The sequence below is a fragment of the Acinetobacter sp. F9 genome (genome assembly GCF_019195275.1).
GTDB classification, from domain to species: domain Bacteria; phylum Pseudomonadota; class Gammaproteobacteria; order Pseudomonadales; family Moraxellaceae; genus Acinetobacter; species Acinetobacter pseudolwoffii.
Window position 1 is genome coordinate 994,208 of the sequence record NZ_CP078068.1, and the last position, 24,305, is coordinate 1,018,512.

Sequence of the window (24,305 nt, forward strand, 5' to 3'; positions counted from 1 at the left end):
TGGAATTAATTCGAAGGAAAGCTGGCATTCTTAGGCAAATACATGCCTAAAATCAAAACGACACTGAATTATAAAACGTCAACTATTAAAACACAAACAGATGGATTTGGCTTTTTCAAGAAAAACCCTTTAAATAAGAATCATTAACAACAACATATGAGGTTCTTTAGCGACTAAGAATCCACTAACTTTCATCTATATAATTGTTTTTAAATAATTAACTTGATCAATTTACTCTGTTATTCTTTTTAAAGCCAATTCCCGCTATTTAGACTAAAGATGCACAGTTGCAGCACAAATCTTATTTAAAATCTCGATTTAATTTAAATGGAAATCAAGCTCATACAGGTAGTGCAGCAGTTATTAAGATGGGTCTGCTTTCAGGTATAATTATAACCTGAGCTTAAAGAGTCACTTAGACTGCACTCGATGATGGATTTTTTGATCGCTTTAGAGGATTTGGATTCGAAAAATCACTCATTTATTTTTAGACTGGGGACCTTTGCTGCAAAGTTGGCCATTTATTAAGCTATTTTTTAATCAATTGAATCAAGTCAAAAATTTAATTAATTGCTTTTATTTATAATTCTGCATGTGCAAAGGAAATGAGTAAAAACCATGTAAGTTATGAGATTTATATAGTTTTAACAACTCCCAATAAGATCAGCGATACTTTTTCGCAGCATTTCTTAGTCTGAAAAAACGCTTACAAATAATTCAGGCCCTCTATTTTTTTCTGCACCTCTGTTTAAATTTGACTTATTATAGAGGTTTGATGCTGTGATTTTACTGAACTTTTTATACCAAGATGGTGTGACTAAGCCGCTGTGCAAGCGTCATTTTTTCATCCATAAGTATAATTGACAAAATTTCAGTACTCACTAATCTTATAGCAAATTTTTGATCCATCCGTTTTGTGCATTAAAAGATTGATAGACAACTCGGATATACATTCACCAGGACAGGAGATCTATTGAATGTCTGAAGCAACTGGCAAGAAAGCCGTTTTACAGCTTGATGGCAAAGAAATTGAACTACCAATTTACAGCGGCACATTGGGCCCAGATGTAATCGACGTTAAAGATGTGTTGGCTGCAGGTCACTTTACTTTTGATCCTGGTTTTATGGCAACAGCGGCGTGCGAGTCTAAAATCACCTTTATCGACGGTAACAAAGGTGTACTTTTACACCGTGGCTACCCGATTGATCAATTGGCGACTAAAGCTGATTACCTAGAAACTTGCTACTTACTTCTTAATGGCGAACTTCCGACTGCTGAGCAAAAAGAAGAATTCGACGCTAAAGTACGTAACCACACAATGGTTCACGACCAAGTTAGCCGCTTCTATAACGGTTTCCGTCGTGATGCGCATCCTATGGCGATCATGGTGGGTGTTGTTGGTGCGTTATCTGCGTTCTACCACAACAATCTGGACATCGAAAATGTTGATCACCGTGAAATCACAGCGATCCGTTTAATTGCGAAGATCCCTACTTTAGCGGCTTGGAGCTACAAGTACACAATCGGTCAACCGTTTGTTTACCCACGTAACGACTTGAACTACGCTGAAAACTTCCTTCACATGATGTTCGCGACTCCTGCAGACCGTGATTACAAAGTTGATCCGATCCTTGCAAAAGCAATGGACCGTATCTTCACGCTTCATGCTGACCACGAACAAAATGCCTCTACGTCTACAGTACGTTTAGCTGGTTCTACTGGTGCTAACCCGTATGCATGTATTGCTGCTGGTATCTCGGCACTTTGGGGCCCTGCTCATGGCGGCGCGAACGAAGCTGTTCTTAAGATGCTTGATGAAATCGGCTCTGTAGAAAACGTTGCTGGCTTCATGGAAAAAGTGAAGACAAAAGAAGTTAAACTGATGGGCTTCGGTCACCGAGTTTACAAAAACTTCGATCCACGCGCGAAAGTCATGAAAGAAACTTGTGACGAAGTTCTTGGTGCGCTTGGCATCAACGATCCACAACTTGCTTTGGCTATGGAACTTGAACGTATTGCACTTTCTGACGAATACTTCATCAAACGTAACCTATACCCGAACGTAGACTTCTACTCAGGTATCATCCTTAAAGCGATTGGTATCCCGACAGAAATGTTTACTGTGATCTTCGCGCTTGCACGTACTGTTGGCTGGATCAGCCACTGGTTAGAAATGCACAGCGGTCCTTACAAGATCGGTCGTCCTCGTCAGCTTTATACTGGTGAAATTCAACGCGATATCGCTCGTTAATTCGAACGGCGTTGCAAGACAGAAAACCACCCTTTGAGGTGGTTTTTTTAGTGCTGACAAAATCCTACATATAGCCTCTTTAATTCCTTTTAAAATGCATGAACCTCGACCATATTCATAGATTGAAAACTTGAACAGGATCTGTACTTGATGTTGTTGTATGCCCTACCGTTTATTTTAAGATTCATCCGTTTTGAACAGTTCAAGTGCCGCAGCCTAACGCCCGGTGAAATCAGAATCTGTCAGCAGGTATTTGGCAATCTGATTGACTATTCGGCAGTCAGGATCATGAATCACCCATATTTACCCTGGCAATCCAGACATGTGATTATGGCACCCAGTGGTTATATCCATGCACGAAATTTAAATTATCGGGAAGACTATTCATGTGAAAGCTTGGCCTATCAGGCACTGTTTATTCATGAGATGACCCATATTTATCAATACCAACAGCAGATTAATGTGGTTTTAAAGGGCGCATTTCTACAAAGTGCTTATTTTTTAAGCTTAGGGAAATATAATCCTTACAAATATCAATTTAATCCCAACAAATCATTTTCACAGTATAATATTGAACAACAAGGTGATATTGCCCGAGATATTTTTCTTAAAAAAATACCGAATATTATTTTAGATAGTCAAACAATCAATTGATATATAATCATTTTTATTCAAAATATCATCTTGATTTGGCATTTTGAAAATCAAGACCATGAATAAATGATTTAAATCCTGAGATTTATTCATGTGCAGAAAATCTACATATTCTTTATTTTTGGATAATAACTTTTCATTTCAACATTCATTCTCGCAAAACAGCTCTAGCTTCTGGATTAAATTTCGATAAAATAACCCAAGTATGATATTTTAGCTCGCAGATCAAGATTTAACGATCATGTGATAAAGACGTTTTTTCTTTTGCCATTTGGCATTTTTTTAAGTATCAAAATGCACTCAGCTGGATAATTAGAATTATAAAAATCAGTGATTTAGTGTATTAACCTATAGGAATAGGATTTAATTGGAATGAAAAGTTTTAAAATTACGCTTGCTCAGTTCTCTCCACATGTGGGCAATTTGGATGCAAATACTCAAAAAATGATTGATCAGGCCAATCAGGCTAAAAAAGATAAGGCTGATCTGATTATCTTCCCTGAGCTTGCAATCTTGGGCTACCCTGCAGAAGATCTATTAATTCGTCCAAGTCTGGCCAAACGCACCAAAGCTGCTTTTGAAAAACTGACTGAAGTCAAAGATATTGTGATGGTCTTCGGTTTTGTAAATCAAACTGAAGATGGCCAGCGTTATAACTCAGCAGCCGTCATGAAAGATGGTGAGGTGCTGGGTATTTATAACAAACAGGTGTTGCCAAACTATGGTGTATTTGATGAAAAGCGTTATTTCAGTGAAGGTCATCAACATCTGGTATTTGAATATCTCGGACACAAATTTGGTGTGCTGATTTGTGAAGACGCATGGTCTTTAGCTACTGTACAGCAGCTGGCAAAACTCAATATCGAAACTGCTTTGGTACTGAATGCCTCTCCATATGAAGTGGGTAAACCACAACACCGTATCGAGACCATGGCAGCTCTGGTAAAACAGCTGAATATCAATCTGGTCTATTGTAACCAGGTCGGTGGTCAGGATGATCTGATCTTTGACGGTACCAGCTTTGTGTTAAATAAATCTGGCGAAGTCGCGCTACAGGCCCCAAGTTTCCAGGAAAGCCTTTCTATCGCAGAATATGATGCTGAACAGCTTCAATTTAGCAAAGGTACAATTACACCTGCGCTGGACACCATGGCTGAGATCTATCAGAGCCTGGTGATGGCAACCCGTGATTATGTACAGCGTTCTGGCTTCCCCGGCGTGATTCTGGGCCTATCGGGTGGGATCGATTCTGCCCTGACCCTTGCGATTGCTGCAGATGCCATTGGTGCAGACAAAGTTCAGGCGGTCATGATGCCTTATACCTATACCGCGCAAATCAGCGTAGAAGATGCGGCTGAACAAGCAAAAAATATGGGTGTAACTTTTGGTATTGCCGAAATCAATCCGGTAGTAAACGGCTTTATGCAGGTACTCTTCCCGTTCTTTGGAAGCGCCCCGGCAGATGCGACTGAGGAAAACCTGCAAGCACGTTCGCGTGGCACCTTATTAATGGCGCTTTCCAACAAGTTCGGCAATCTGGTGCTTGCGACCGGAAATAAATCTGAACTGGCTGTAGGTTATTGCACACTGTATGGTGACATGGTCGGTGGCTATGCCGTCTTGAAAGATGTGTACAAAACCATTGTGTTTGAACTGGCGAAATATCGTAACAGTATTTCAGAAACACCCGTGATTCCAGAACGTGTCATTACTCGCCCACCATCAGCAGAATTGCGTCCAGATCAGGTCGATCAAGACTCTTTACCTTCGTATGACATTCTGGATGCCATCCTGTATTCATACATCGAAGAAGACATGAGTCAAGACGATATTATTGACAAAGGTTTTGATGCCGAGGTGGTGAAAAAAGTCATCCGTCTGGTCGACATGAATGAATACAAGCGCCGCCAAGGTGCAATTGGACCACGAATCAGTTCACGTTCTTATGGGCGCGAACGTCGTTATCCAATCGTCAATGGCTGGAAAGCAGGTAACTAAGCCCTTTTCTTAGTTATTTAAATCGAATCGCCTGAGTGAATACTGGGGCGATTTTTTTTATATCGACGCTAAAAGTAGAAAATTAATCAACAATCATAGAAAAATAATTTTGGAAATATCTGAAATTTTACTGGATGCTTCAAATAATTTTTATCATGCGCCATACTTTTTAAAAGAGGCGGATTCAAGCGGCAAGTGCAACAGTATAAAAACCAGCCATAACTTCACTAGGCGTATACCAACCTAGTGTTTTTCTAGGACGATGGTTGAGTGCAAATTCTATCTGCTCTATTTGTTCGTTTGACACGTCATCAAACGATGATGATTTTGGCAGATATTGCCGGATTAAACCATTCGTATTTTCATTCCTTGCTCGTTGAATAGACTTGTAAGGATCAGCAAAATACGTATCTATGCCGGCATCAGTGATTCTTTTGTGTTCGGCAAATTCCTTACCATTATCAAAAGTAACACTATAAGCATGGCTCATCCGTAAACGATCTAATGCACAAGTAATCGTTTGAGAGGATGCTCTCGTTGGCCCTAAATGAACAATATGTACGTACAGGCTCTTTCGATCAACGAGAGTTAATAAAGCACCTTTATGATGTTTACCAATTACAGTGTCACCTTCGAAATCTCCTAAACGTTGTCGTTGATCAATGACCTGGTCTCGGCAATGAATACTTGTTTTATCAATGATTTGCCCCCTACGATCCGTGTTTTTGTAACCTCGTTTTCGATATTTCTTCTGATGCCTTAAATGTAGGTGGAGTTTACCGCCTTTTGATTTATCTTCATAAATGTACTGGTAAATCCACTCATGTGAAGGTACATCCAGCCAACCGCGTTGTGTTAAAGCGCCTAAAATTTGTTCTGGTGACCAGTCCAAGCCAATCAAGTAATCAATATAAGCGAAGGCAAATGCTGTCATGGGTGATGAAGGACGGTACCGTCTTTGACTTGCAAATTTCGCTGCCTGTTGAGCTCTATATCCACGTTGCCCAGTATTTCTTTTTAATTCACGGTAGATGGTTGATCGTGAACGCCCTAACTCCCGAGCAAGGCTAGCGATTGAACTTTTACTTTTCAAAGTAGCATAAATTTCGTATCTTTCATCTTGAGAAAGTTGGGTGTATTTCTTCATTGTGTGCTTTCCAATTGCGAGTTGAAAAAGTCCAATGATTCTACGAATACACCTAACTTTTTCAACTAACTACAAATGTGTCGCACTTGAGATTTGAATCTGCGAGACAAAAAAAGAGACCAAGCTGAGAGCTTGGTCTTTTAAAATGGTGGCTATGACGAGACTTGAACTTGTGACCCCCGCATTATGAGTGCGGTGCTCTAACCAACTGAGCTACATAGCCGTAAACTGTGTGCGCATTATCGTAATTTCAGGTGCTATCGTCAAGCATTTTAAAACACAAATGTTCAGTCTTTATGCAAATGAAGAATAAACTCTTAAACTTTAAACAATATTAGATTTTTTATTTGGTATTTCACATATTCTTATGAAGAACTTTAATGCTTGGAGCTTTCACCGATGTACAAAATCAACATACTGATTCTTTTACTTAGCACTTTAGCAATCACCGCCTGCCAGGTGATTTCTCCTATTTTTGTCAACTACAATGGAGTACGTCGCGATGTGGCACAGTGGATTAATCATCAACAATTCATGAGCATGCAACAGAAACGCACCTTGGCGCAATTAAGTCGGGCTCAACAGCAAATCAAGCGTTATCCGGAATATGATCAGACTCAACGACTGGCCATTGCCAAAGAAAATCAGATTGCATTCTATTGTGCACGTTTGCATGTGAACGAACATAAAATCCAGCAACTGCAACAACAAATTTTCGCACCTGAGACGCAGGCGATTTTAAATCAATATGAACAACTGGCACCACAAATCAAATTGGACCCGGCATCCATTCAATGTGATTGACAATCAGCTTGAATATTTCTGTAAATCCATATAATTCAATTATTTAAAATCAATAAACCATGAAACTTAAAACTCAGAAACCTGCGTTTAACTGTTTAATCTATTAGACATTATACCTATGTATTTACTTGGTTTTATTTTTATACAATACAGGCTATGATCAAAGTATAAACAACTATTCGTACTCGGTTTAACGTGTCATCATTTTTATAACACTTAATTCCCAACAGGAGAATTCTAATGCCTTTTGAACATATTTTAGTCCCTATTGACGGTTCGGAAACATCTTATGCTGCCGTTGATAAAGCAGTCGAAGTTGCCAAAGCATTTAACAGTAAAGTGACAGTGGTACAGGTACTGACACTCGACCCTTATATTGCTGCGGAATATATCTCTGCAGCGCAAACCAACGACCTGATTGAACGTGCTCGCACCTCGATCTTAAAAACTCTGGATGAAGCCAAAGCAAAATTCTCTGGTGCAGGTGTTGAAGTAGATACCCAGCTACTTGAAGGCCAGGTGATTTATAGCGAGATTGTCAAAGCAGCGAAAGATTTAAATTCTGACCTGATCATAATTGGTTCACATGGCCGTACTGGCTTCAAGAAACTGTTCCTGGGCAGCGTAGCTCAAAGCATTCTAGGTCAGGCCGATATTCCAGTGATGGTTATTCGCAAGTAATCCGTGCATCAAACTCAAAATCCCCACTTTCTAAAAGCGGGGATTTTTTATATCTAGACCCAACCATCCCACTGATAGCGTTTTAAATCCACACGATCACCATTCAGCACAATCCCTTCCTGTATCAGCTTTTGTTGCTGAATATTCTGGCCAGATGAATCAAGCTTGTTCAGACTGATTTTAGCTTGTGCATTGATCACCCGATACCAGGGAATGTCGGTATTTTCTTCCAGATGGCTTAAAACCCGACCCACTAAACGTGCATGTTGAGGTAAACCGGCCAGTCTGGCAATCTGCCCATAGGTTGCAACTTTTGCATAAGGGATCTGACTGACCACAGTCAAAATCATCTCTGCCATTTCCTGACTGGCTGAACTTGTCTTGCTGCATTTCATCTGTTCAATAGTACCTTTAAATAAAAGATCACGCCCTGATCCCCCTATTAACAGCTATAGGAAAATAATCACGCCTGATTAAATGCTGATTCAAGCGATCTCATTTCACTATTAAACATAATCCAGTAGCGCTTTATCTTCTGGATTTTATCTTTAGAAATTATCTGGATTTTCCAGCCGTTTTACCTCTTGAAATTTGTCTGGATGATGTACGGTAGCAACACCATCGATATCTTTCTGATCAATCAGAATCTCTGGCTGAAAAATAGTGATGGTTTCATTTCCTTTGACATCTTCTCCGACAATATATTGAAAACCCTTACGGTTCAGCTTGTGGCACATACGCTGGTACCAGCCTTTAAAGCCCTGTGTGTCTTCCTCGGGATTATAGTAAAAAGCATTCATCACCGCAGGTAAGCCCAGACCACACACCAGACCCGACAAGAGCACCACAATAAAGGTATAGCCCACCAAGATACTGCTATAAGCCTCTAGCTGAGGAATATTGGCCACCGCCAGAATAAGCGCCAGGGAAATCCCGCCACGCACACCGCCCCAGGACAAAATCGTTAAACTGCCGTTATAGCTTTTTCGGCGTATTTTGGGGAACATGGCAAATGCCAAGTGATTGGCAGCAAAGCGCGCTAGATGTAAAATAATAAATGCCACAATCCCGCCCAAGACCAGACTGGTACTCAGGTCAAGAATAAACAACTCCAAGCCAATCAGAGTAAACAGGAAGGAGTTAATAATCCCTTCAACCGTATGCCAGAAATGGTTCACGTCACCAATATCGGCATCGGCCAGAATTTCTTTCCATTTATTACCGACAATTAAGCCACCAATGACACAGGCAATCGGTGCTGAAGCATGGGCCAATAAAGCAATAAGATAAGAGCCACATGCCAATAAAGCAGTGGTCAGAATCAGTGACTCCATTTCATGCTTGCCACGCAAGATTCTTAATATTGCAAAGCCAAATCCCAGACCAATCAGTACGGCCACCACAATCTCATACAATAAAGTTTGCATGACAGCCAGTACCGTAAAGTTTTCGCCTTGCAGAACATTGAGCAAGGTCATAAATAAGGCGATACACATGGCATCATTAAATAACGATTCGCCTTCCAGCTTGACAATCAGATGATGCGGTGCGCGAACTGAACTCAATACACCTTTAATGCCGATCGGATCAGTCGCCCCCAAAGCCGCACCAAGTAATAACAACACCAGTAAATCCACATGATTACCAATCAGGAACTGATAGCCATATAAAACTGCACCAAAGAACACCGCACAAAAGACCAGCGCTAAACTTGCCAAAATACCAATCGGTCGCCAATGATTACGTAAATCTGAAACCTTAAACTTCAGTGCAGATGAGGTCAGAATAAAGCAGATCACCCCATTGATCAGAAAGTCATAAAAATCGATATTACGAACAGCCTGCTCGATATTGTCAATATTAATACTAAAGAATGGATTACCTTGTAATAAACTGGCGCCCCATTGCAAAATAAAAACAAAGATGGCCGAAACAATCGGAACACCGATCGCTTGCGGAAAACCTAAAACACGCTTATTAAACATAGTGGTGGCAATGGAAAGTGCAAAGACCACCGTGAGTAGCTGAAGAAAAAAGAAATTTCCCATTCGGTTTCCTAAAGTCGGGCGAGATGGAGCAATATGCGCCGAGCGGCATGGTCAAAATAGAGATTTGAATAGCAGAGCATTAGTAAAAAGGCATTCTAGCAAAACAAGTTTAATCCTCTTTTTATCGAATTGAGTTAAGTTTCTTTTCAGTATTTCCGAATGATGATTTAACATACAGATCAGCACTCGGCTTTTGCTTTCCCATCTTTCTATTTTGAATTTTTCTCCCATGCACCAAACTGTCAAAACCATTTTTCGTCTTTGTTTTGCGAGCGTGATTTTTCTGATCACCTTATCCTTATGTTTTACCTGCTTCGCTAAAATTCAGGAGATTCTGCAGGCAGAACAGCATTATCAGCAGGCAACCCGTATTCCCTTGAAAAGTACAACTGGCGAACAGTATGTTTTGGTATCTAATAACCAGCGACCGGACAATGCCATTTTTATTCTGATTGCAGGAAATGGTTATGTGGCCAAAATCAATTGTGAGCATTACAGTGCTTTATGTAGTGATGAGGACAATCAATCACATACCCGTCAAATCCAGAGCGTCCACCTAATTAAAGCGGGAAATCTGTTTTATATTGAAAAAATTCAATTTAGAGATAGCCGGACTGGCAAAGTCACGGCTCTCGAATATACCAACCATGATATGCAGCAGTTCTATCAAAATGACATCAACAATCTCAAATATACGGTCTTTGCCATTGCCTTGTTTGCTTTGGCCGCCTTATTTGTCAGTATCAAGATATTAAGAAATTTCCGGCGTTTTCTGCATAAATAAAAAAGGATTGCCTGCTCCACAGCTGCCCCACAATTGAATTAAGTAGATTTTGGAGATGCGAGTGTGACAAGGAGGTCACACCTTAGCCATCACGACAAGCATGTTGTGTATGGCGAACAAAAGACTTTTGCCTGCTTTTGACCTGTCAAAAGCAGGATTTCATGACGTCATAGATTCAAACTATAACCAAAGTTAAAATGATGAGAAGCAGTGGCACCTGCTCCTTTTTTATCTGGAAACAAGCTAAATATTTTGGTTAAAGGTATCGCAATTCGAAACCTGACCCGATTTCAAGCCGGTATTAAACCACTGTACGCGCTGCGCACTGCTGCCATGGGTAAAGCTGTCCGGTACCACCTGCCCGCGAGCACGTTTCTGTAAATAGTCATCACCAATTTTATGTGCGGCATCCATAGCTTCCTGCACATCTCCCTGTTCCAGAAACTGGGTGCGCTGATGATTATGGTAGGCCCAGACTCCAGCCAGACAGTCTGCCTGCAATTCTTGGCGCACTGAAAGCTGGTTACTCTGTACCTCGCTTGCCTGCTGACGTGCCTGCTGTACTTGAGAGGAAATCCCCAAAATCGTCTGGATATGATGACCTACTTCATGGGCCACCACATAAGCCTGCGCAAAATCTCCGGCCTGATCATTACGGGAGAGTTCGGTGGCATTCTGTTCCCCACTAATCCCCATCTGAGTACGCATATCTTTAAAGAATGCGGTATCGATATAAACTTTCTGGTCTGCCGGACAGTAGAAAGGTCCCATCGCCGCCTGAGCCGTACCACAACCCGAATTCACAATGCCATTGAACAAAACCAGTTTCGGGGGAACATACTGCTGATTTAACTGCTGCTGAAACACCTGAGTCCAGGTATCTTCAGTATCTGCCAGTACGGTGCCGACAAAATCAATCGACTCCTGCTGTTCCGGTGTCGGATTTTCCAGCCCCCGTGTTTCCGCCGTACCCGATACGCCTTGGGTGACCTGTTTGGTGGTTTGATAAGCTTGCTGTGGATCGACGCCGAAGAATTTCCAGGCCACAAAAGCCACAATCAACCCAATAATACTGATTCCGCCAGCTTTGGCACCACCACCGCGACGGTCTTCTACATTACTACTGACACGACGACCTTTCCAACGCATAGTTTTTTCCTTTTCTTCATCTGCTCAATTTGCAGATATTTTTGCATCTTAAGCTTTTGATGATTTGGGCCAGATTTTTTTAATCAGGCTGATGACCAGCATCACCAGCAGACCCGCTAAAATTCCCACGGCGAAATTAATCAAGGTCGGTGTCAGGGCACCTACAATATTTCCGATACTGGGAATATCCTGTACATAGCTAACACTATCTTCAGTAAAGTGGTGAATAACAGGAATAGCATGATTAATAATTCCCCCACCGACCAGGAACATCGCTGCAGTTCCAACAACTGATAAAATTTTCATCAGAATCGGGGCAAATGCCAACAAGCCGCGTCCTATTTGTTGTTTAAAATCGGACTGCTGCTCGGTCAGATGCAGACCGATATCATCCAGTTTGACAATCAGGGCAACAAAACCATAGACCCCGATGGTCATCACGATCGCGATCAGGCTTAAAACGGTAACTTTGGTCAGCATAGAGGCTGCTGCCACCGTCCCCAAGGTAATCACGATAATTTCAGCCGAAAGGATAAAGTCGGTGCGAATCGCGCCTTTGACTTTTTCATTTTCAAACTGGTGCAAATCTGTTTCAGTCTGGATCAGTTGCTCACGTGCCTGTTCAGCATCCTTGGCCTTCGGTGTATACAAGGTGTGTACGATTTTTTCCACGCCTTCATAACACAGAAACAAACCACCCAGCACCAATAAGGGGTTAATCAGCCAGCCGGCAATAAAGCTGATTAACAAGGCCAGCGGCACTAAAATCAGCTTATTGACAAAAGAACCTTTGGCCACTTTCCAGACTACCGGCAATTCACGATCTGCCCGTACGCCTGACACTTGCTGTGCATTTAAAGCCAGATCATCACCGAGGACGCCTGCTGTTTTTTTGGCTGCCATTTTACTCATCACAGCCACATCATCCAAGACCGTCGCAATATCATCTAATAATAGTAATAAACTGCTCGCCATATTTATTATCCTTATCATATTTCAGTTTATTTTAATCAAAATTCTTAAAAATATTGTATTCACTTGTTTAATTAATAAGATTTTTTTAATACAGCTTTTTTTCTGGCTGACAATCAAAAACAGAATACCGTACAATGTTGCCATTCGTTAAAATACAGCTGTAGTACTGACTACCCTTTGGAATAAATAATGAGTAATCAAGATAATCGTCCAGTGATCTTGACGGGCGACCGTCCTACCGGACAACTTCACCTCGGCCACTTTGTCGGTTCATTACGCTCTCGTGTAGGCCTGCAAGATTCTCACCATCAACACTTGTTACTTGCTGATGCTCAAGCACTCACCGATAATGCCGATAATTTTGAAAAAGTACGTCGTAACATTATTGAAGTGGCAACGGATTATCTGGCTGTCGGTATTGATCCAACTAAAACTACAATTTGTGTTCAGTCATGTTTACCTGCCTTAAACGAACTGACGATGCTTTACCTCAATTTCGTGACTGTTTCACGTCTTGAGCGTAATCCGACCATTAAATCTGAAATCCAGATGCGTGGTTTTGAGCGCGATATTCCAGCAGGTTTCTTGTGTTACCCGGTGGCTCAGGCTGCCGACATTACAGCATTCAAGGCCACTGTTGTTCCTGTGGGTGAAGATCAGATTCCAATGATCGAACAGACCAATGAAATCGTGCGTCGTCTGAACCGTCAAATCGGTCATGACCTGTTACCAGAATGTAAAGCGCTACTGTCTAATGTCGGCCGCCTCCCTGGTTTTGATGGCAAAGCGAAAATGTCAAAATCTTTGGGCAATACCATTGTGCTGGATGCGACAGATAAAGATATTAAAAAAGCCGTCAATGCCATGTATACCGATCCGAATCATCTTCGTGTGGAAGACCCAGGTCAGGTTGAAGGCAATGTAGTATTCACTTATCTGGACGCTTTTGATCCAAACAAAGAAGAACTGGAAGAGCTTAAGGCATACTACCGTCGTGGTGGTTTAGGCGATGGTACAGTGAAAAAACGTCTGGAAGGCATTCTCAAAGAATTGATTGGTCCAATCCGTGAGCGCCGTATTGAACTGGCTAAAGACCCTGACTATATTATGGATATTTTAAAGACCGGAACAGATAAATGTCGTGATATTACCCAGGCGACTTTAGATGAAGTGAAAACCGGTTTAGGTGTATTCCGTTTCTAACATAAAATGATCACCTAAAGCTCTTCATATGAAGGGCTTTTTTATTGCGAGGTGTTTATGCACGATAAAGCAGCAAACTCGCCCATAGAATCTCCATAGTTTTAACCTTAATTAACATCTATTAACATGAATGCTGCTGAGTCAAGCCTTATCGGGTCGTATTATAGCTACATACAGTAAGGAATCAGATTTAACTCTCTCCACAGTTAAGCTTGATGTAGTTTGAAAAAACATTCCTTTTTCTACGCAATGATCACCCCAATCATTGCGTTTTTTTTGTCTTTAATTTTTTAGTATAGCGATTTAAAGCATAAAAAAACCCGCCTAAGCGGGTTTTCTAAAATTCAGCACTTATGCATTTTTATGACGCATATGCGGGAACAAGATCACATCACGGATACTTGCTGCATTAGCAAAGATCATCACCAGACGGTCAATACCAATACCTTCACCGGCTGTTGGCGGTAGGCCATATTCCAGTGCTTCTACAAAGTCTGCATCATAATGCATCGCTTCATCATCACCCGCATCTTTTTCCGCAACCTGTGCCTGGAAACGTTCCGCCTGGTCGATTGGATCATTTAATTCCGAGAAGCCATTTGCCAGTTCACGACCACCAATAAAGAATTCAAAACGGTCGGTGATGTGCGGATTATCATCATTACGACGTGCCAATGGAGAAGTTTCCGCTGGATATTCCGTAATGAATGTTGGTTGACGCAGTTTGGTTTCAACTGTTTCTTCAAACACAATCGTTTGCAGTTTACCCAGACCAAAACCTGGCTTCACTTGCTCTTTCAATTCTTCTTGAAGGAATTTTGCCAGGAACTCACGGTCATTGACATTTTCCGGAGTAAATTGCGGGTTATTTTCCAGAATTGCATCAAACATTGAAATTTTCTTGAATGGCCCTTTGAAGCTATACACTTCATCACCATAAGGTACATCGGTCGAACCCAAGATATCCAGCGCCAGTTTTTCCAGCATCTGCTCGGTCAATTCCATCAGATCTTTATAATCTGCATAGGCTTGATAGAATTCAATCATGGTGAATTCTGGGTTGTGACGCGTAGATACCCCTTCGTTACGGAAGTTACGGTTAATTTCGAACACACGTTCAAAACCACCCACCACCAAACGTTTTAAATAAAGCTCTGGCGCAATACGCAAGAACAATGGCATATCTAGTGCATTATGATGCGTTTCAAACGGACGCGCAGAAGCACCGCCTGGGATCACATGCATCATTGGCGTTTCAACTTCCATATAACGTTTTTCAGTCAGGAAGGCACGAATACCTGCAACCACTTTGGCACGAATTTCAAACGTTTTACGGGTTTCTTCGTTCACGATCAGATCAAGATAACGTTTACGATACTTCACTTCAGTATCATTCAGACCGTGGAACTTGTCTGGCAGCGGACGCAATGATTTGGTTAATAATTCAAAATGTTCGATGTGTACATACAGATCGCCTTTGCCTGAACGACCGATATAACCTTCGATTGCAATAATGTCGCCAAGGTCTAGACCTTTGATGGTCGCAAGTACATCTGCAGCGAGTTCTTTACGGGCGACATAAAGCTGAATACGACCTGTCATGTCCTGGATCACAATAAATGAACCACGGTTTAACATCACACGACCGGCAACTTTGACGTAGACCTTTTCGCCTGCTTCAATTTCTTCTTTAGATTTATCAGCGAACTGGTCTTGTAAATCTTGGGCATAATGCTCACGCTTAAAGGTATTTGGCCATGGGCTTTTACCAGTTTCTTGTGCCTGAGCTTCGATTTGCTTTAACTTGGCATGACGCTGTGCAATTAAATCGTTTTCGGAAATGATTTGTTCAGAAGTCGATTGAGCGTTAGTTTGCGTCATCTCTGCCTCGAATAAGATTAGTTAAAAAATAGAAGTTGCATAGAATAGCAGAAATCCTACCCAAATCGTAGCTTAAACACTCTCAGGAAGCGGCTTTTCTTTGGAAAAATCCACTATCTTGGCATTTTCCCAACCTTATCCCGTCAATCTAATCCACTCTACCAATACAATTCAGCTCGATTTGGGACCGATTATGCGATTACTTAGATGAAAGTCCTAGTGTGTGACGAGGTAGAGCAAATCACTGCGCAGAAAAATGCTGGCTTAGACCAATAGCTAACTGCCTTGAATGTCCACACGTTCTACAATGATGCTCAGATTGAAGATGATGTGCCAATCAATAAATACCAATATGGCATGCCCCATAAAAATGAGTAAGATTATGTCTAAGATTTTGTTTTTACATGGCTTAGATTCCTCCAGAGAATCCACCAAGTTTCATGCAATTAATGTCGTGCATAAATATTGTATTGATGTCGATTATCGTAATCTGAGCTATAATTCGGTCACCAATTTTTATCATGAGATGATTGAAACCATCAAACCGGATATTCTGGTGGGTCATAATCTTGGCGGCTATTGGGCACTGAAAATGTCGCAGGCTTATCACCTTCCCTGTGTGGTGGCGAATCCCATTTTGCAACCCAATTTCAGAGATGATTATCCGGCAATTTGTCATGGCGATTTACAGCATGATATTCCGCAGTTTGCCTATCTAGAACTGGGCGATGAAATTCTGGATATGCATGCGGTTCAGGCACAGCTTGAAGACTATATGCAAATTCAGGCAGTTGATGGCGGCCATCATCGACTAGAACATCCTGAACAGATTAATACGCTGATTCAGGAAATTGAACATCATTTTATCAGACAATAAAAAAGCCCCGATATTGAGGTAATGCTGATCAGTTAAGGAGTTTAGAAATAGACTCTTTAACTTTTTAGTCATTCACGGCGGAGTCTTAACTTTATAAATCAAATACTTGAAAATAATTTGTTACTTTGGTTTCGCCCAAATGAGAAGCGAAGCTTCGCAAGGAAGGCATCTTGCGGAGCAACACTCCTCACCGCAAAACTCGTCAGCCACCATCGACTAGTAAATTTGTCGCAGAAACAATCATTTTTAAATCTAGTCCTGCCTCAAACAGTTGCGGATGACTTTTCTACTTGTCAAATATGATCATGAATTTAAAAAAGAAAATGCCAGTCAATTTCTTAACTGACCGACATTACCGATATTGAGGAGCTTTTTTTTAAATCTACAATTTAGGCAACCGCAGCTTCAGGCTGAGATTTATCATCCAGTACTGACCAGATATCCAGACCTAATTCAGCATGCAAATCAGGAAGGTCAAGAAAGATACTTGCACCTAGTACTTCATGCTGACATTTGAGTGCCAATTCATTTACCGCTTTTAAAGTTCCGCCTGTTGCCAGAACATCATCAACAATGATGACTTTCTGAGACTGAACTTCCGCAGACATTTCTAAACGATCCAGACCATATTCCAGGCTATAACCGACACCCACGACTGGAGGCGGCAATTTTCCTGCTTTACGCACCAATAACAAGCCTTTGCCGGTACGTTGTGCCAACAGGCTCGCCAACACAAAACCACGTGCTTCCACTGCGATAAAGCTTTCTACTTCTGCCAGTTTGTCAGCAGGAATGCTGGCAATCAGGGCATCAGTCAATGGACCAATATTGCTCATGAAAAGTGGGGTCAAATCATAAAAGCAAATTCCTGGTTTTGGAAAATCTTGGACCGTACGAATGTGAGACCACAAAGAAGTAGACAAATTGCTCATGGGAGATCTTAAAAAAAGAAAAGGAATATGCGAATTTTAAACCTATTTCCAGCCAATGAACAAGCCGAGCTGTATAATAAAAACTCAATATTTAAGCACAAGTTATTGATTTTATTAAATTCATTTATTATAAAAATATTTAATCCAGACTTTACTGATTCTAAATTATATAAAAACCTCAGTTTTTACTGCACGACTTTGGTCTATAACGCCTCATTTAAGCTAAATTTTGCCACAGCAGCCGCTTCATCACTCCACAGCATTTGCCAGCAAAGCCGATTTGACTCATTTTCAGAGAAATACTGAATCCCAAAGTCATTCTGCTGCTAATTTCGCTGATTAAGCTTTTATTCACTTTACTTTCTGAATAGAACTGCGTAAAAATTTAGCCAAATATGTTCACTGTTAAAAAGTCATATTCTTTTAGAGTCTTGCCATTTTATGGATTTTAAGCTGACGGTTACACTTGCTCAGTTTTGGAGAGTTACATGAAAAAGTATCAATGCATCGTTTGTGGATGGATTTATGACGAGGCGGAAGGTTGGCCTCAAGACGGCATCGTGGCGGGAACCAAATGGGAAGATATCCCGGATGACTGGACCTGTCCAGATTGTGGCGTGTCTAAAGTCGATTTCGAAATGATCGAAGTCTGAGCACGCCCAGTTAAAGACCATGTCGATATGGTCTTTTTTTATGTCCTTTTTATCCTCATATAAAACAGCATGGAGAGCCCTACAGCATGGAAACGACTATGCATCCTATCGTTATTATTGGTTCAGGTATGGCAGGTTATGCTGTAGCACGTGAATTTCGCAAACTTAATCCAGAGCATGAACTGCTGATGATTTGCGCGGATGATGCGATAAATTATGCCAAACCTACCCTTTCCAATGCTTTGGTTGGCAAAAAAGCGCCTGAACAGATTGCATTGGGCGATGCTGCAAAAATGTCGGCACAACTGAATATGCGGATTGAACAGCAGACTTGGGTCAAAGCCATTCATCCGGAAGATCATCAGCTGGTACTTGAGAAAGATGGTCAGGAAAGCACACAGAATTATTCCAAACTGGTCTTGGCGGTCGGTGCCAACCCGGTACGTTTAGCCATTTCCGGTGATGCCAGTGATGACATTCATGTGGTGAATAATTTAAGTGACTATAAGACGTTCCGCAGCAATCTGGCGGCACGTGAAGATAAACGCGTGGTGATTTTAGGCGCAGGCCTGATTGGTTGCGAATTTGCCAATGACCTGCAAAATACCGAGCATCAGGTCACAGTGATCGATCTAGCACCTCAACCGCTGGGCCGTTTATTACCTGAACATGTTGCAACGGCCTTCCAGAAAAACCTTGAAGAAACCGGCATTCATTTCGTCTTGGGCACCACGGTCGAGAAGGTCTCTCGTGCTGAAAATGGTGACTATTTGGTCATGCTGGCCAATGGTCAGTCTCTCGTTGCTGATGTGGTTTTGTCTGCGGTAGGTCTACAGCCGAATATTTCTTTGGCCAAACAGGCAGATGTTCATACCAGTCGTGGAATTTTAACCACGGCGCAACTGGAAACCAATCATGCCGATATTTATGCCGTAGGTGACTGTGCTGAAGTGAATGGTACCTTATTGCCTTATGTCATGCCCATCATGCAACAGGCGCGCGCGCTGGCAAAAACCCTGAATGGCGAACATACGGCTGTACATTATCCGGCTATGCCAGTGGCAGTGAAAACGCCTGCTGCACCTTTAACTGTCCTGCCTGCACCAGTCGATGTTGAGGTCACCTGGGAAACTGAAGAGCTGGAAGATGGCATGCTGGCCAAAGCCATCGACGGTAGCGGCACTTTACGTGGCTTTGTACTCTTGGGTGCAACTGCGGGCAAACAACGTCTGTCTTTGACCAAGCAGGTTCCTGACTTGATTCCTGCTGTGGTTTAGAGGTTTAATACTCAGGATATTTTTTAAACAAAATATCCTTTAATTAGGACAGCAATTATGCACAGCGCATTACAGTTTAATCTTTCTCCATATAGTTCTTTCATGCGTGAAACCAGAGTTGATCTGGGTAATGGTGTGGAATTACATGTCGAGGTGGGCGGAAATCCGGAACATCCTACGCTGCTCCTGATTATGGGACTGGGTGCGCAGGTGCTGTACTGGCCTGACTTTTTTTGTAAATCATTGATTGATCAAGGTTTCCATCTGGTACGTTTTGATAATCGCGATATTGGCCTGTCTTCAAAAATCCATAACAAGGGTCCACGCCTGAACACCCTGAAAATGATGAGCCGTTTTGTGCTCGGTCTGGGCAATCAGGGTGCACCTTATGACCTGTATGATATGGCTGAAGATGTCAGTCTGCTGATTGAAAAAATGGGGCTGGATCAGGTTGATGTATTGGGTGCATCCATGGGTGGCATGATTGCCCAGATTCTGGCGGCACGCTATCCAGACAAAGTCAAAAAACTGGGTTTACTGTTTACCAGCAACAATCAGCCGCTACTGCCACCGCCCTTTCCCAAGCAACTCTTTAGTTTGATTGACAAACCGGCTTCAACAGATGAAGATGGTATTGTAGATCATAGTCTAAAACTGTTTAACATCATCGGTTCGCCAGGTTATGTCAATCATCTGGAAGCGGTGCAGACCGCACGTAAATTATATAAACGAAGTTACTATCCTGCCGGTGTACTTCAACAGTTTTTAGCAATATTATGTACAGGTTCATTGCTGCAACTGAACAAGCAAATCAAGCAAGAGACCCTGGTGGTTCATGGTGCTCGTGATCGATTGCTGCCTCCCAGTCATGGCAAGGCCGTTGCAAAAGCGATTCCAGGGGCTAAATTTGAATTAATTGATGGAATGGGGCATGATATCCCACCGCATTTTATTCCATATCTTAGCGAATTATTTGCTGATCATTTTAAATCATAAACATTAGGACACTATGGCTGCACTACCCTCCTTAAGACAGCTGTCATACCTCGTAACACTGTCAGAGACGCTACATTTTACAGAAGCTGCTCGCCGCTCATTTGTCACCCAGTCAACTTTGTCTGGCGGCATTATGGAGCTGGAGCGTTTACTCGGTGGCGTACTTGTTGAACGCGACCGCCAGAATGTTCGTTTAACGCCTCTTGGTGAACAAGTGGTTGCACGCGCACGTGTTCTACTGGCTGATGCTCAGGACTTGATGCGCTTAAGTCGTGAGATGAGTGAACCCTTAACCGGTGATTTACATCTTGGCGTGATTCCTACGATTGCTCCCTTCCTGCTGTCACAGCTGCTAGAAGAAGTGCATAAACAATTACCAAAAATCCAGTTGCATCTGCATGAAGCACAAAGCGAGAAAATTGTAGAAAAACTGGAACATGGCAACCTGGATATGGTGGCCTTGGCGCTACCTTTCGATACACGTGGCCTGAAAGTGGCCGAGATTGCCAAAGAGAATCTGTATCTGGTTTATCAAAAATCAGACCAACACGCTGCACAAGCGAATTCTCTGGAAGATCTTGATCTGTCTCGCCTGATGTTACTTGAGGAAGGTCATTGCTTACGTGATCATGCCCTGAGTGCCTGCCCGATTGGTGAGCGTAAAAATGATCATCGTTTAAAAGCCAGCTCTTTGCCGACTTTAATCGAAATGGTCTCTGCAAATCTTGGTTTTACTTTATTGCCAGAAATTGCGATTTATACCAATATGATCAAAGCCAACCCTGAGATTCTGGTCAAGCCAATCAACTCTGCGCCAAGTCGCACCCTGGCATTGGTGACGCGTAAAAGTACGCCGCTACAAAGCGAGTTTGATGTGTTATTACAGATTTTCCAAAAAATCACTCAGCACAATGCTGCTTGAGCTAAAATTTTAGATGATTAAAAGGAGCACACCCGTTGCTCCTTTTTTTATATCTCAAAGTGGATATAACCAACCATCATAGACCTGCTAAAGTCTCAAGCTGACTGTTAATGTCATCGGTTTTAATCTGTAATAAATGCTATTTAAGACGAAGATGAGGTGATTATCGTTAAATCCCTATTTTTTGGGATATTCATTTTATTTTGCTTCATCCACAGTATAGCCTTCTCTTAGAATCAACAGGATTGAGCTTATTGGCTGCCCTCTTGCCTGCACCGGTTTTAGTCATCGCTTCATTTACTGACCTGAACCTGTCCAAAACTCAGACTGTACTGCAACAACTGGGCTATCAACCAGATATGCTGCTGTATGCAGACAATTTCCAATCTGCACAAGAGATGATTGCCGAACATCTGCCTAACTTGATTCTTTATCACCTGACAGAAGCCTCACAGATTCATTTCATCGGCCAGATGAAACAGCATACCCCAAGTACACCTGTAGTTGCCGTACTCAAGAGTGAATCCACAGCACTCATTTATTCAGCAATCTTATCTGGTGCAAATAGCTATATCCAACCTCAGGCTTCATTCATCCAGTTTGCTGAAAGCCTGAAAATTGTCTTGCGCGGCGGTGCCTATATCCATGCTGAACTGGCAGAACATATCCTGTACCAGCTCACTGGGAAACCCTGTCTCAAGGTAACCGAATTGCAGCTCTTACGCTTACTCAGCCAGCAAAACCCCCCAGTAGACATACAGCACCAGCTCCAGCTGACTGACTATCAGATGTATGCCCAGGTCAAACAGATCTATCGCAAACTGCTGATATCCTCTGATTAAAACCCTTGAATGCTATTTTCTGGATAGAAAAGAGGCTGAATTTTCAGCCTCTTGAGAGCATTTATTTAAACAAGTCCAATAAAATGCGTTGAGCATTATGTGGCTTTTCACCTTCTTGCAGCTGTGCCCGCAGCCAGGTTCCATCCCCTTGTAATAACCAGGATTGCTGATTATCTTTCAGATAGTTAAGTAGCCCCTGTTGATAGATGCGTTTTTTCAACGCTTCATCTTCTACTGGGAAGCAGGCTTCGACCCGGTTAAACAGGTTACGATCCATCCAGTCTGCGCTTGAACAGTAAACCCGTGCATTACCGTTATTGCTGAAATAATACACGCGGGTATGTTCCAAGAAACGCCCGACAATCGAACGTACCCGAATATTTTCAGACAAACCTGGCAATCCCGGACGCAAACTACAAATCGAGCGGATAATCAGGTCAATTTGTACCCCCGCCTGAGAAGCTTCATAGAGTTTATTGATCAACTGCATTTCGGTCAGCGCATTGACTTTAACTATGATCTGCGCCGGTTTCCCTGCCTTGGCATTCACGATTTCATTATCAATATAATTAATGAGTTGGGTATGTAAGGTAAATGGCGCATGTAACAGCTTTTTCAGCTTGGCCATTTTTCCCATACCGGTCAGCTCCTGAAAGATACGGTGCACATCTTCACACAGGTCTTTATCCGTGGTGAGCAAACCATAATCGGTATAGATTCGCGCATTGCCGGCATGATAGTTGCCGGTTCCCAGATGCACATAGCGCACCAGTTTATTATTTTCCCGGCGTACCACCAGAATCATTTTGGCATGGGTTTTATAGCCAACGATGCCATAGACCACTACCGCACCGGCTTCTTGCAGGACATTGGCCACTTCGATATTGGATTCTTCATCGAAACGTGCACGCAATTCAATCACGGCCGTGACTTCCTTGCCATTGCGGGCAGCTTCCGCCAGCACCTGCACGATTTCAGAATCCGGGCCACTGCGGTACAAGGTCTGTTTGATCGCCAGCACTTGTGGATCACGTGCAGCTTCACGCAACAATGAAATGACCGGTGCAAAAGACTCAAACGGATGATGCAGCAAGATATCCTGTTTTTGCATGGCACTAAAAATATTTTCAGATTTTTTTAGTACTTTGGGAATGATCGGGGTATGTGAATCATAGCGTAAATGCGGGCGCTTGAAATTAGACAATAAGCGCGCCAGATTAACTGGGCCTGCGACTTTATAAAGCTGCTCTTCTTCCAGATCAAATTCATTCAGCAGATATTCATAAATATGCTGCGGACAGTTTTCTGTCACTTCCAGACGTACAGCACGGCCAAAACGGCGTGAACTGAGTTCGCCTTTAAGCGCCTTAGCCAAATCTTCAACATCTTCATTCAGGGCCAGATCGGCATTACGCGTGACACGGAACTGATAGCAACCAGTCGCTGTCATGCCCGGGAACAGATCCGAAACATGTTCATGAATAATCGCGGACAGCATCACATGATGCTCTTTGCCATCGGTTAATTCATCTGGCAGACGTACCACGCGTGGTAACGAACGTGGCGCTGGCACCACAGCCAGATCAATCTGACGGCCAAAGGCATCTTTACCTTCGAGAGTCACAATAAAGTTCAGTGATTTATTCACCAGACGTGGAAACGGATGTGCAGGGTCTAGGCTAATTGGCGTCAGGACGGGCGCAACCTGTTCCTGAAAATATTTTTTCACCCAGGCCGATTGTGCCGGAGTCAGTTCACCACGGCGCAAGAAACAGATATCTTCCTCACGCAGTTTTGGCAAAATTTCTTCATTTAAAATACGGTACTGGCGTTCAATCGCAGCATGTGCAGTTTTGGAAATCTGTTCCAGCACCTGCTTTGGGGTCAGGCCATCCGGACTGCGACTTTCATTGTCCAAATCTAACTGTTCCATCATTCCTGCGACCCGAATCTCAAAAAATTCGTCCAGATTACGCGAGAAAATTAACAGGAAATTCATGCGTTCAAGCAAGGGATGTAAAGGATCGACAGCCTGTTCCAGGACGCGTAAATGGAAGTCTAAAATAGACAGTTCACGATTTATATAACGATCATTATATGTATATTCGGGCTGTGCTGAAGTAGTGCTGGCTGCCGTATTCATATCAAACCTATGCGGATTTAAAATTGTGCTTATCAGTTCAAGTATGCTTCAAATTGATGACAATTTCATAAAAAAAAGCCCAAAAAC

Annotated in this window: 21 protein-coding genes and 1 tRNA gene; 13 read left to right on the forward strand and 9 right to left on the reverse strand. The window is 42.3% G+C overall.

Features of this window, described 5'->3' with window-relative positions:
- The first annotated feature begins 977 nt into the window (after window positions 1-977).
- The 3 genes from gltA to KT990_RS04865 all read left to right on the forward strand — a co-directional run bounded on the left by gltA (window position 978) and on the right by KT990_RS04865 (window position 4,904).
- A complete protein-coding gene (gene gltA / locus KT990_RS04855) occupies window positions 978-2,252 on the forward strand; it encodes a citrate synthase (protein WP_218209245.1) in 1,275 nt (424 codons plus the stop codon).
- A 150-nt stretch (window positions 2,253-2,402) separates the two neighbouring features.
- Window positions 2,403-2,906: a hypothetical protein gene (locus KT990_RS04860; protein WP_218209246.1), complete on the forward strand. Its 504-nt coding sequence runs from the start codon at window positions 2,403-2,405 to the stop codon at window positions 2,904-2,906.
- 372 nt (window positions 2,907-3,278) lie between these two features.
- Complete coding sequence (locus KT990_RS04865) at window positions 3,279-4,904, forward strand: NAD+ synthase (RefSeq protein WP_218209247.1); 1,626 nt, start codon at window positions 3,279-3,281, stop codon at window positions 4,902-4,904.
- 184 nt (window positions 4,905-5,088) lie between these two features.
- Here the strand turns inward: KT990_RS04865 and KT990_RS04870 are convergent, their stop codons facing one another.
- Window positions 5,089-6,051 (reverse strand): IS30 family transposase, encoded by a 963-nt coding sequence (locus tag KT990_RS04870; protein WP_005095842.1) that lies wholly within the window; start codon window positions 6,049-6,051, stop codon window positions 5,089-5,091.
- 146 nt (window positions 6,052-6,197) lie between these two features.
- Window positions 6,198-6,274, reverse strand: a tRNA-Met gene (locus tag KT990_RS04875).
- Window positions 6,275-6,450: 176 nt separating this feature from the next.
- On the opposite strand from KT990_RS04875, the gene KT990_RS04880 reads away from it, so the two are divergent.
- Complete coding sequence (locus tag KT990_RS04880) at window positions 6,451-6,855, forward strand: hypothetical protein (RefSeq protein WP_005171986.1); 405 nt, start codon at window positions 6,451-6,453, stop codon at window positions 6,853-6,855.
- A 240-nt stretch (window positions 6,856-7,095) separates the two neighbouring features.
- On the forward strand, window positions 7,096-7,536 hold the full coding sequence (locus tag KT990_RS04885) for a universal stress protein (protein ID WP_005096273.1): 441 nt from the start codon (window positions 7,096-7,098) through the stop codon (window positions 7,534-7,536).
- 53 nt (window positions 7,537-7,589) lie between these two features.
- On the opposite strand, the gene KT990_RS04890 is transcribed toward KT990_RS04885, so the two are convergent.
- Together KT990_RS04890 and KT990_RS04895 are read right to left on the reverse strand one after the other, a co-directional pair.
- Window positions 7,590-7,886 (reverse strand): MGMT family protein, encoded by a 297-nt coding sequence (locus tag KT990_RS04890; RefSeq protein ID WP_074383182.1) that lies wholly within the window; start codon window positions 7,884-7,886, stop codon window positions 7,590-7,592.
- A 198-nt stretch (window positions 7,887-8,084) separates the two neighbouring features.
- The gene (locus KT990_RS04895; RefSeq protein WP_218209248.1) at window positions 8,085-9,584 is read right to left on the reverse strand and encodes a cation:proton antiporter; all 1,500 of its coding nucleotides are present in this window, start codon (window positions 9,582-9,584) and stop codon (window positions 8,085-8,087) included.
- 229 nt (window positions 9,585-9,813) lie between these two features.
- Here KT990_RS04895 and KT990_RS04900 point away from each other — a divergent pair, with 229 nt between their 5' ends.
- Window positions 9,814-10,368 carry a hypothetical protein gene (locus tag KT990_RS04900; RefSeq protein ID WP_005171992.1) on the forward strand — a complete coding sequence of 185 codons (555 nt, stop codon included), beginning with the start codon at window positions 9,814-9,816 and terminating at the stop codon, window positions 10,366-10,368.
- A gap of 243 nt (window positions 10,369-10,611) precedes the next feature.
- Here KT990_RS04900 and KT990_RS04905 read toward each other — a convergent pair whose 3' ends face one another.
- On the reverse strand, window positions 10,612-11,517 hold the full coding sequence (locus tag KT990_RS04905; RefSeq protein WP_100534416.1) for a neutral zinc metallopeptidase: 906 nt from the start codon (window positions 11,515-11,517) through the stop codon (window positions 10,612-10,614).
- A gap of 48 nt (window positions 11,518-11,565) precedes the next feature.
- On the reverse strand, window positions 11,566-12,492 hold the full coding sequence (locus tag KT990_RS04910; protein ID WP_086044017.1) for a DUF808 domain-containing protein: 927 nt from the start codon (window positions 12,490-12,492) through the stop codon (window positions 11,566-11,568).
- Between the two features lie 189 nt (window positions 12,493-12,681).
- Here KT990_RS04910 and trpS point away from each other — a divergent pair, with 189 nt between their 5' ends.
- Window positions 12,682-13,695: a tryptophan--tRNA ligase gene (trpS, locus tag KT990_RS04915; protein ID WP_005096266.1), complete on the forward strand. Its 1,014-nt coding sequence runs from the start codon at window positions 12,682-12,684 to the stop codon at window positions 13,693-13,695.
- 351 nt (window positions 13,696-14,046) lie between these two features.
- On the opposite strand, the gene lysS is transcribed toward trpS, so the two are convergent.
- Complete coding sequence (lysS, locus tag KT990_RS04920; RefSeq protein ID WP_005172002.1) at window positions 14,047-15,576, reverse strand: lysine--tRNA ligase; 1,530 nt, start codon at window positions 15,574-15,576, stop codon at window positions 14,047-14,049.
- A 382-nt stretch (window positions 15,577-15,958) separates the two neighbouring features.
- On the opposite strand from lysS, the gene KT990_RS04925 reads away from it, so the two are divergent.
- Entirely contained in the window at window positions 15,959-16,453 is a 495-nt protein-coding gene (locus KT990_RS04925) for a YqiA/YcfP family alpha/beta fold hydrolase (protein WP_159516429.1), read from the forward strand.
- Window positions 16,454-16,842: 389 nt separating this feature from the next.
- Here the strand turns inward: KT990_RS04925 and KT990_RS04930 are convergent, their stop codons facing one another.
- Window positions 16,843-17,385: an adenine phosphoribosyltransferase gene (locus KT990_RS04930; RefSeq protein WP_005096259.1), complete on the reverse strand. Its 543-nt coding sequence runs from the start codon at window positions 17,383-17,385 to the stop codon at window positions 16,843-16,845.
- Between the two features lie 488 nt (window positions 17,386-17,873).
- Between KT990_RS04930 and rubA the strand changes: the two genes are divergently transcribed.
- The 5 genes from rubA to KT990_RS04955 all read left to right on the forward strand — a co-directional run bounded on the left by rubA (window position 17,874) and on the right by KT990_RS04955 (window position 22,075).
- A complete protein-coding gene (rubA, locus tag KT990_RS04935; protein ID WP_005096258.1) occupies window positions 17,874-18,038 on the forward strand; it encodes a rubredoxin RubA in 165 nt (54 codons plus the stop codon).
- 98 nt (window positions 18,039-18,136) lie between these two features.
- Complete coding sequence (gene rubB, locus KT990_RS04940) at window positions 18,137-19,315, forward strand: rubredoxin reductase RubB (RefSeq protein WP_074383094.1); 1,179 nt, start codon at window positions 18,137-18,139, stop codon at window positions 19,313-19,315.
- Window positions 19,316-19,372: 57 nt separating this feature from the next.
- The gene (gene estB / locus KT990_RS04945) at window positions 19,373-20,311 is read left to right on the forward strand and encodes an esterase EstB (protein WP_100357259.1); all 939 of its coding nucleotides are present in this window, start codon (window positions 19,373-19,375) and stop codon (window positions 20,309-20,311) included.
- A gap of 13 nt (window positions 20,312-20,324) precedes the next feature.
- Complete coding sequence (gene oxyR, locus KT990_RS04950; protein WP_005172010.1) at window positions 20,325-21,233, forward strand: LysR family transcriptional regulator OxyR; 909 nt, start codon at window positions 20,325-20,327, stop codon at window positions 21,231-21,233.
- 254 nt (window positions 21,234-21,487) lie between these two features.
- Complete coding sequence (locus tag KT990_RS04955) at window positions 21,488-22,075, forward strand: DNA-binding response regulator (RefSeq protein ID WP_218209249.1); 588 nt, start codon at window positions 21,488-21,490, stop codon at window positions 22,073-22,075.
- Between the two features lie 61 nt (window positions 22,076-22,136).
- On the opposite strand, the gene ppk1 is transcribed toward KT990_RS04955, so the two are convergent.
- On the reverse strand, window positions 22,137-24,218 hold the full coding sequence (gene ppk1, locus KT990_RS04960) for a polyphosphate kinase 1 (RefSeq protein WP_100355284.1): 2,082 nt from the start codon (window positions 24,216-24,218) through the stop codon (window positions 22,137-22,139).
- Between the last annotated feature and the right edge of the window lie 87 nt (window positions 24,219-24,305).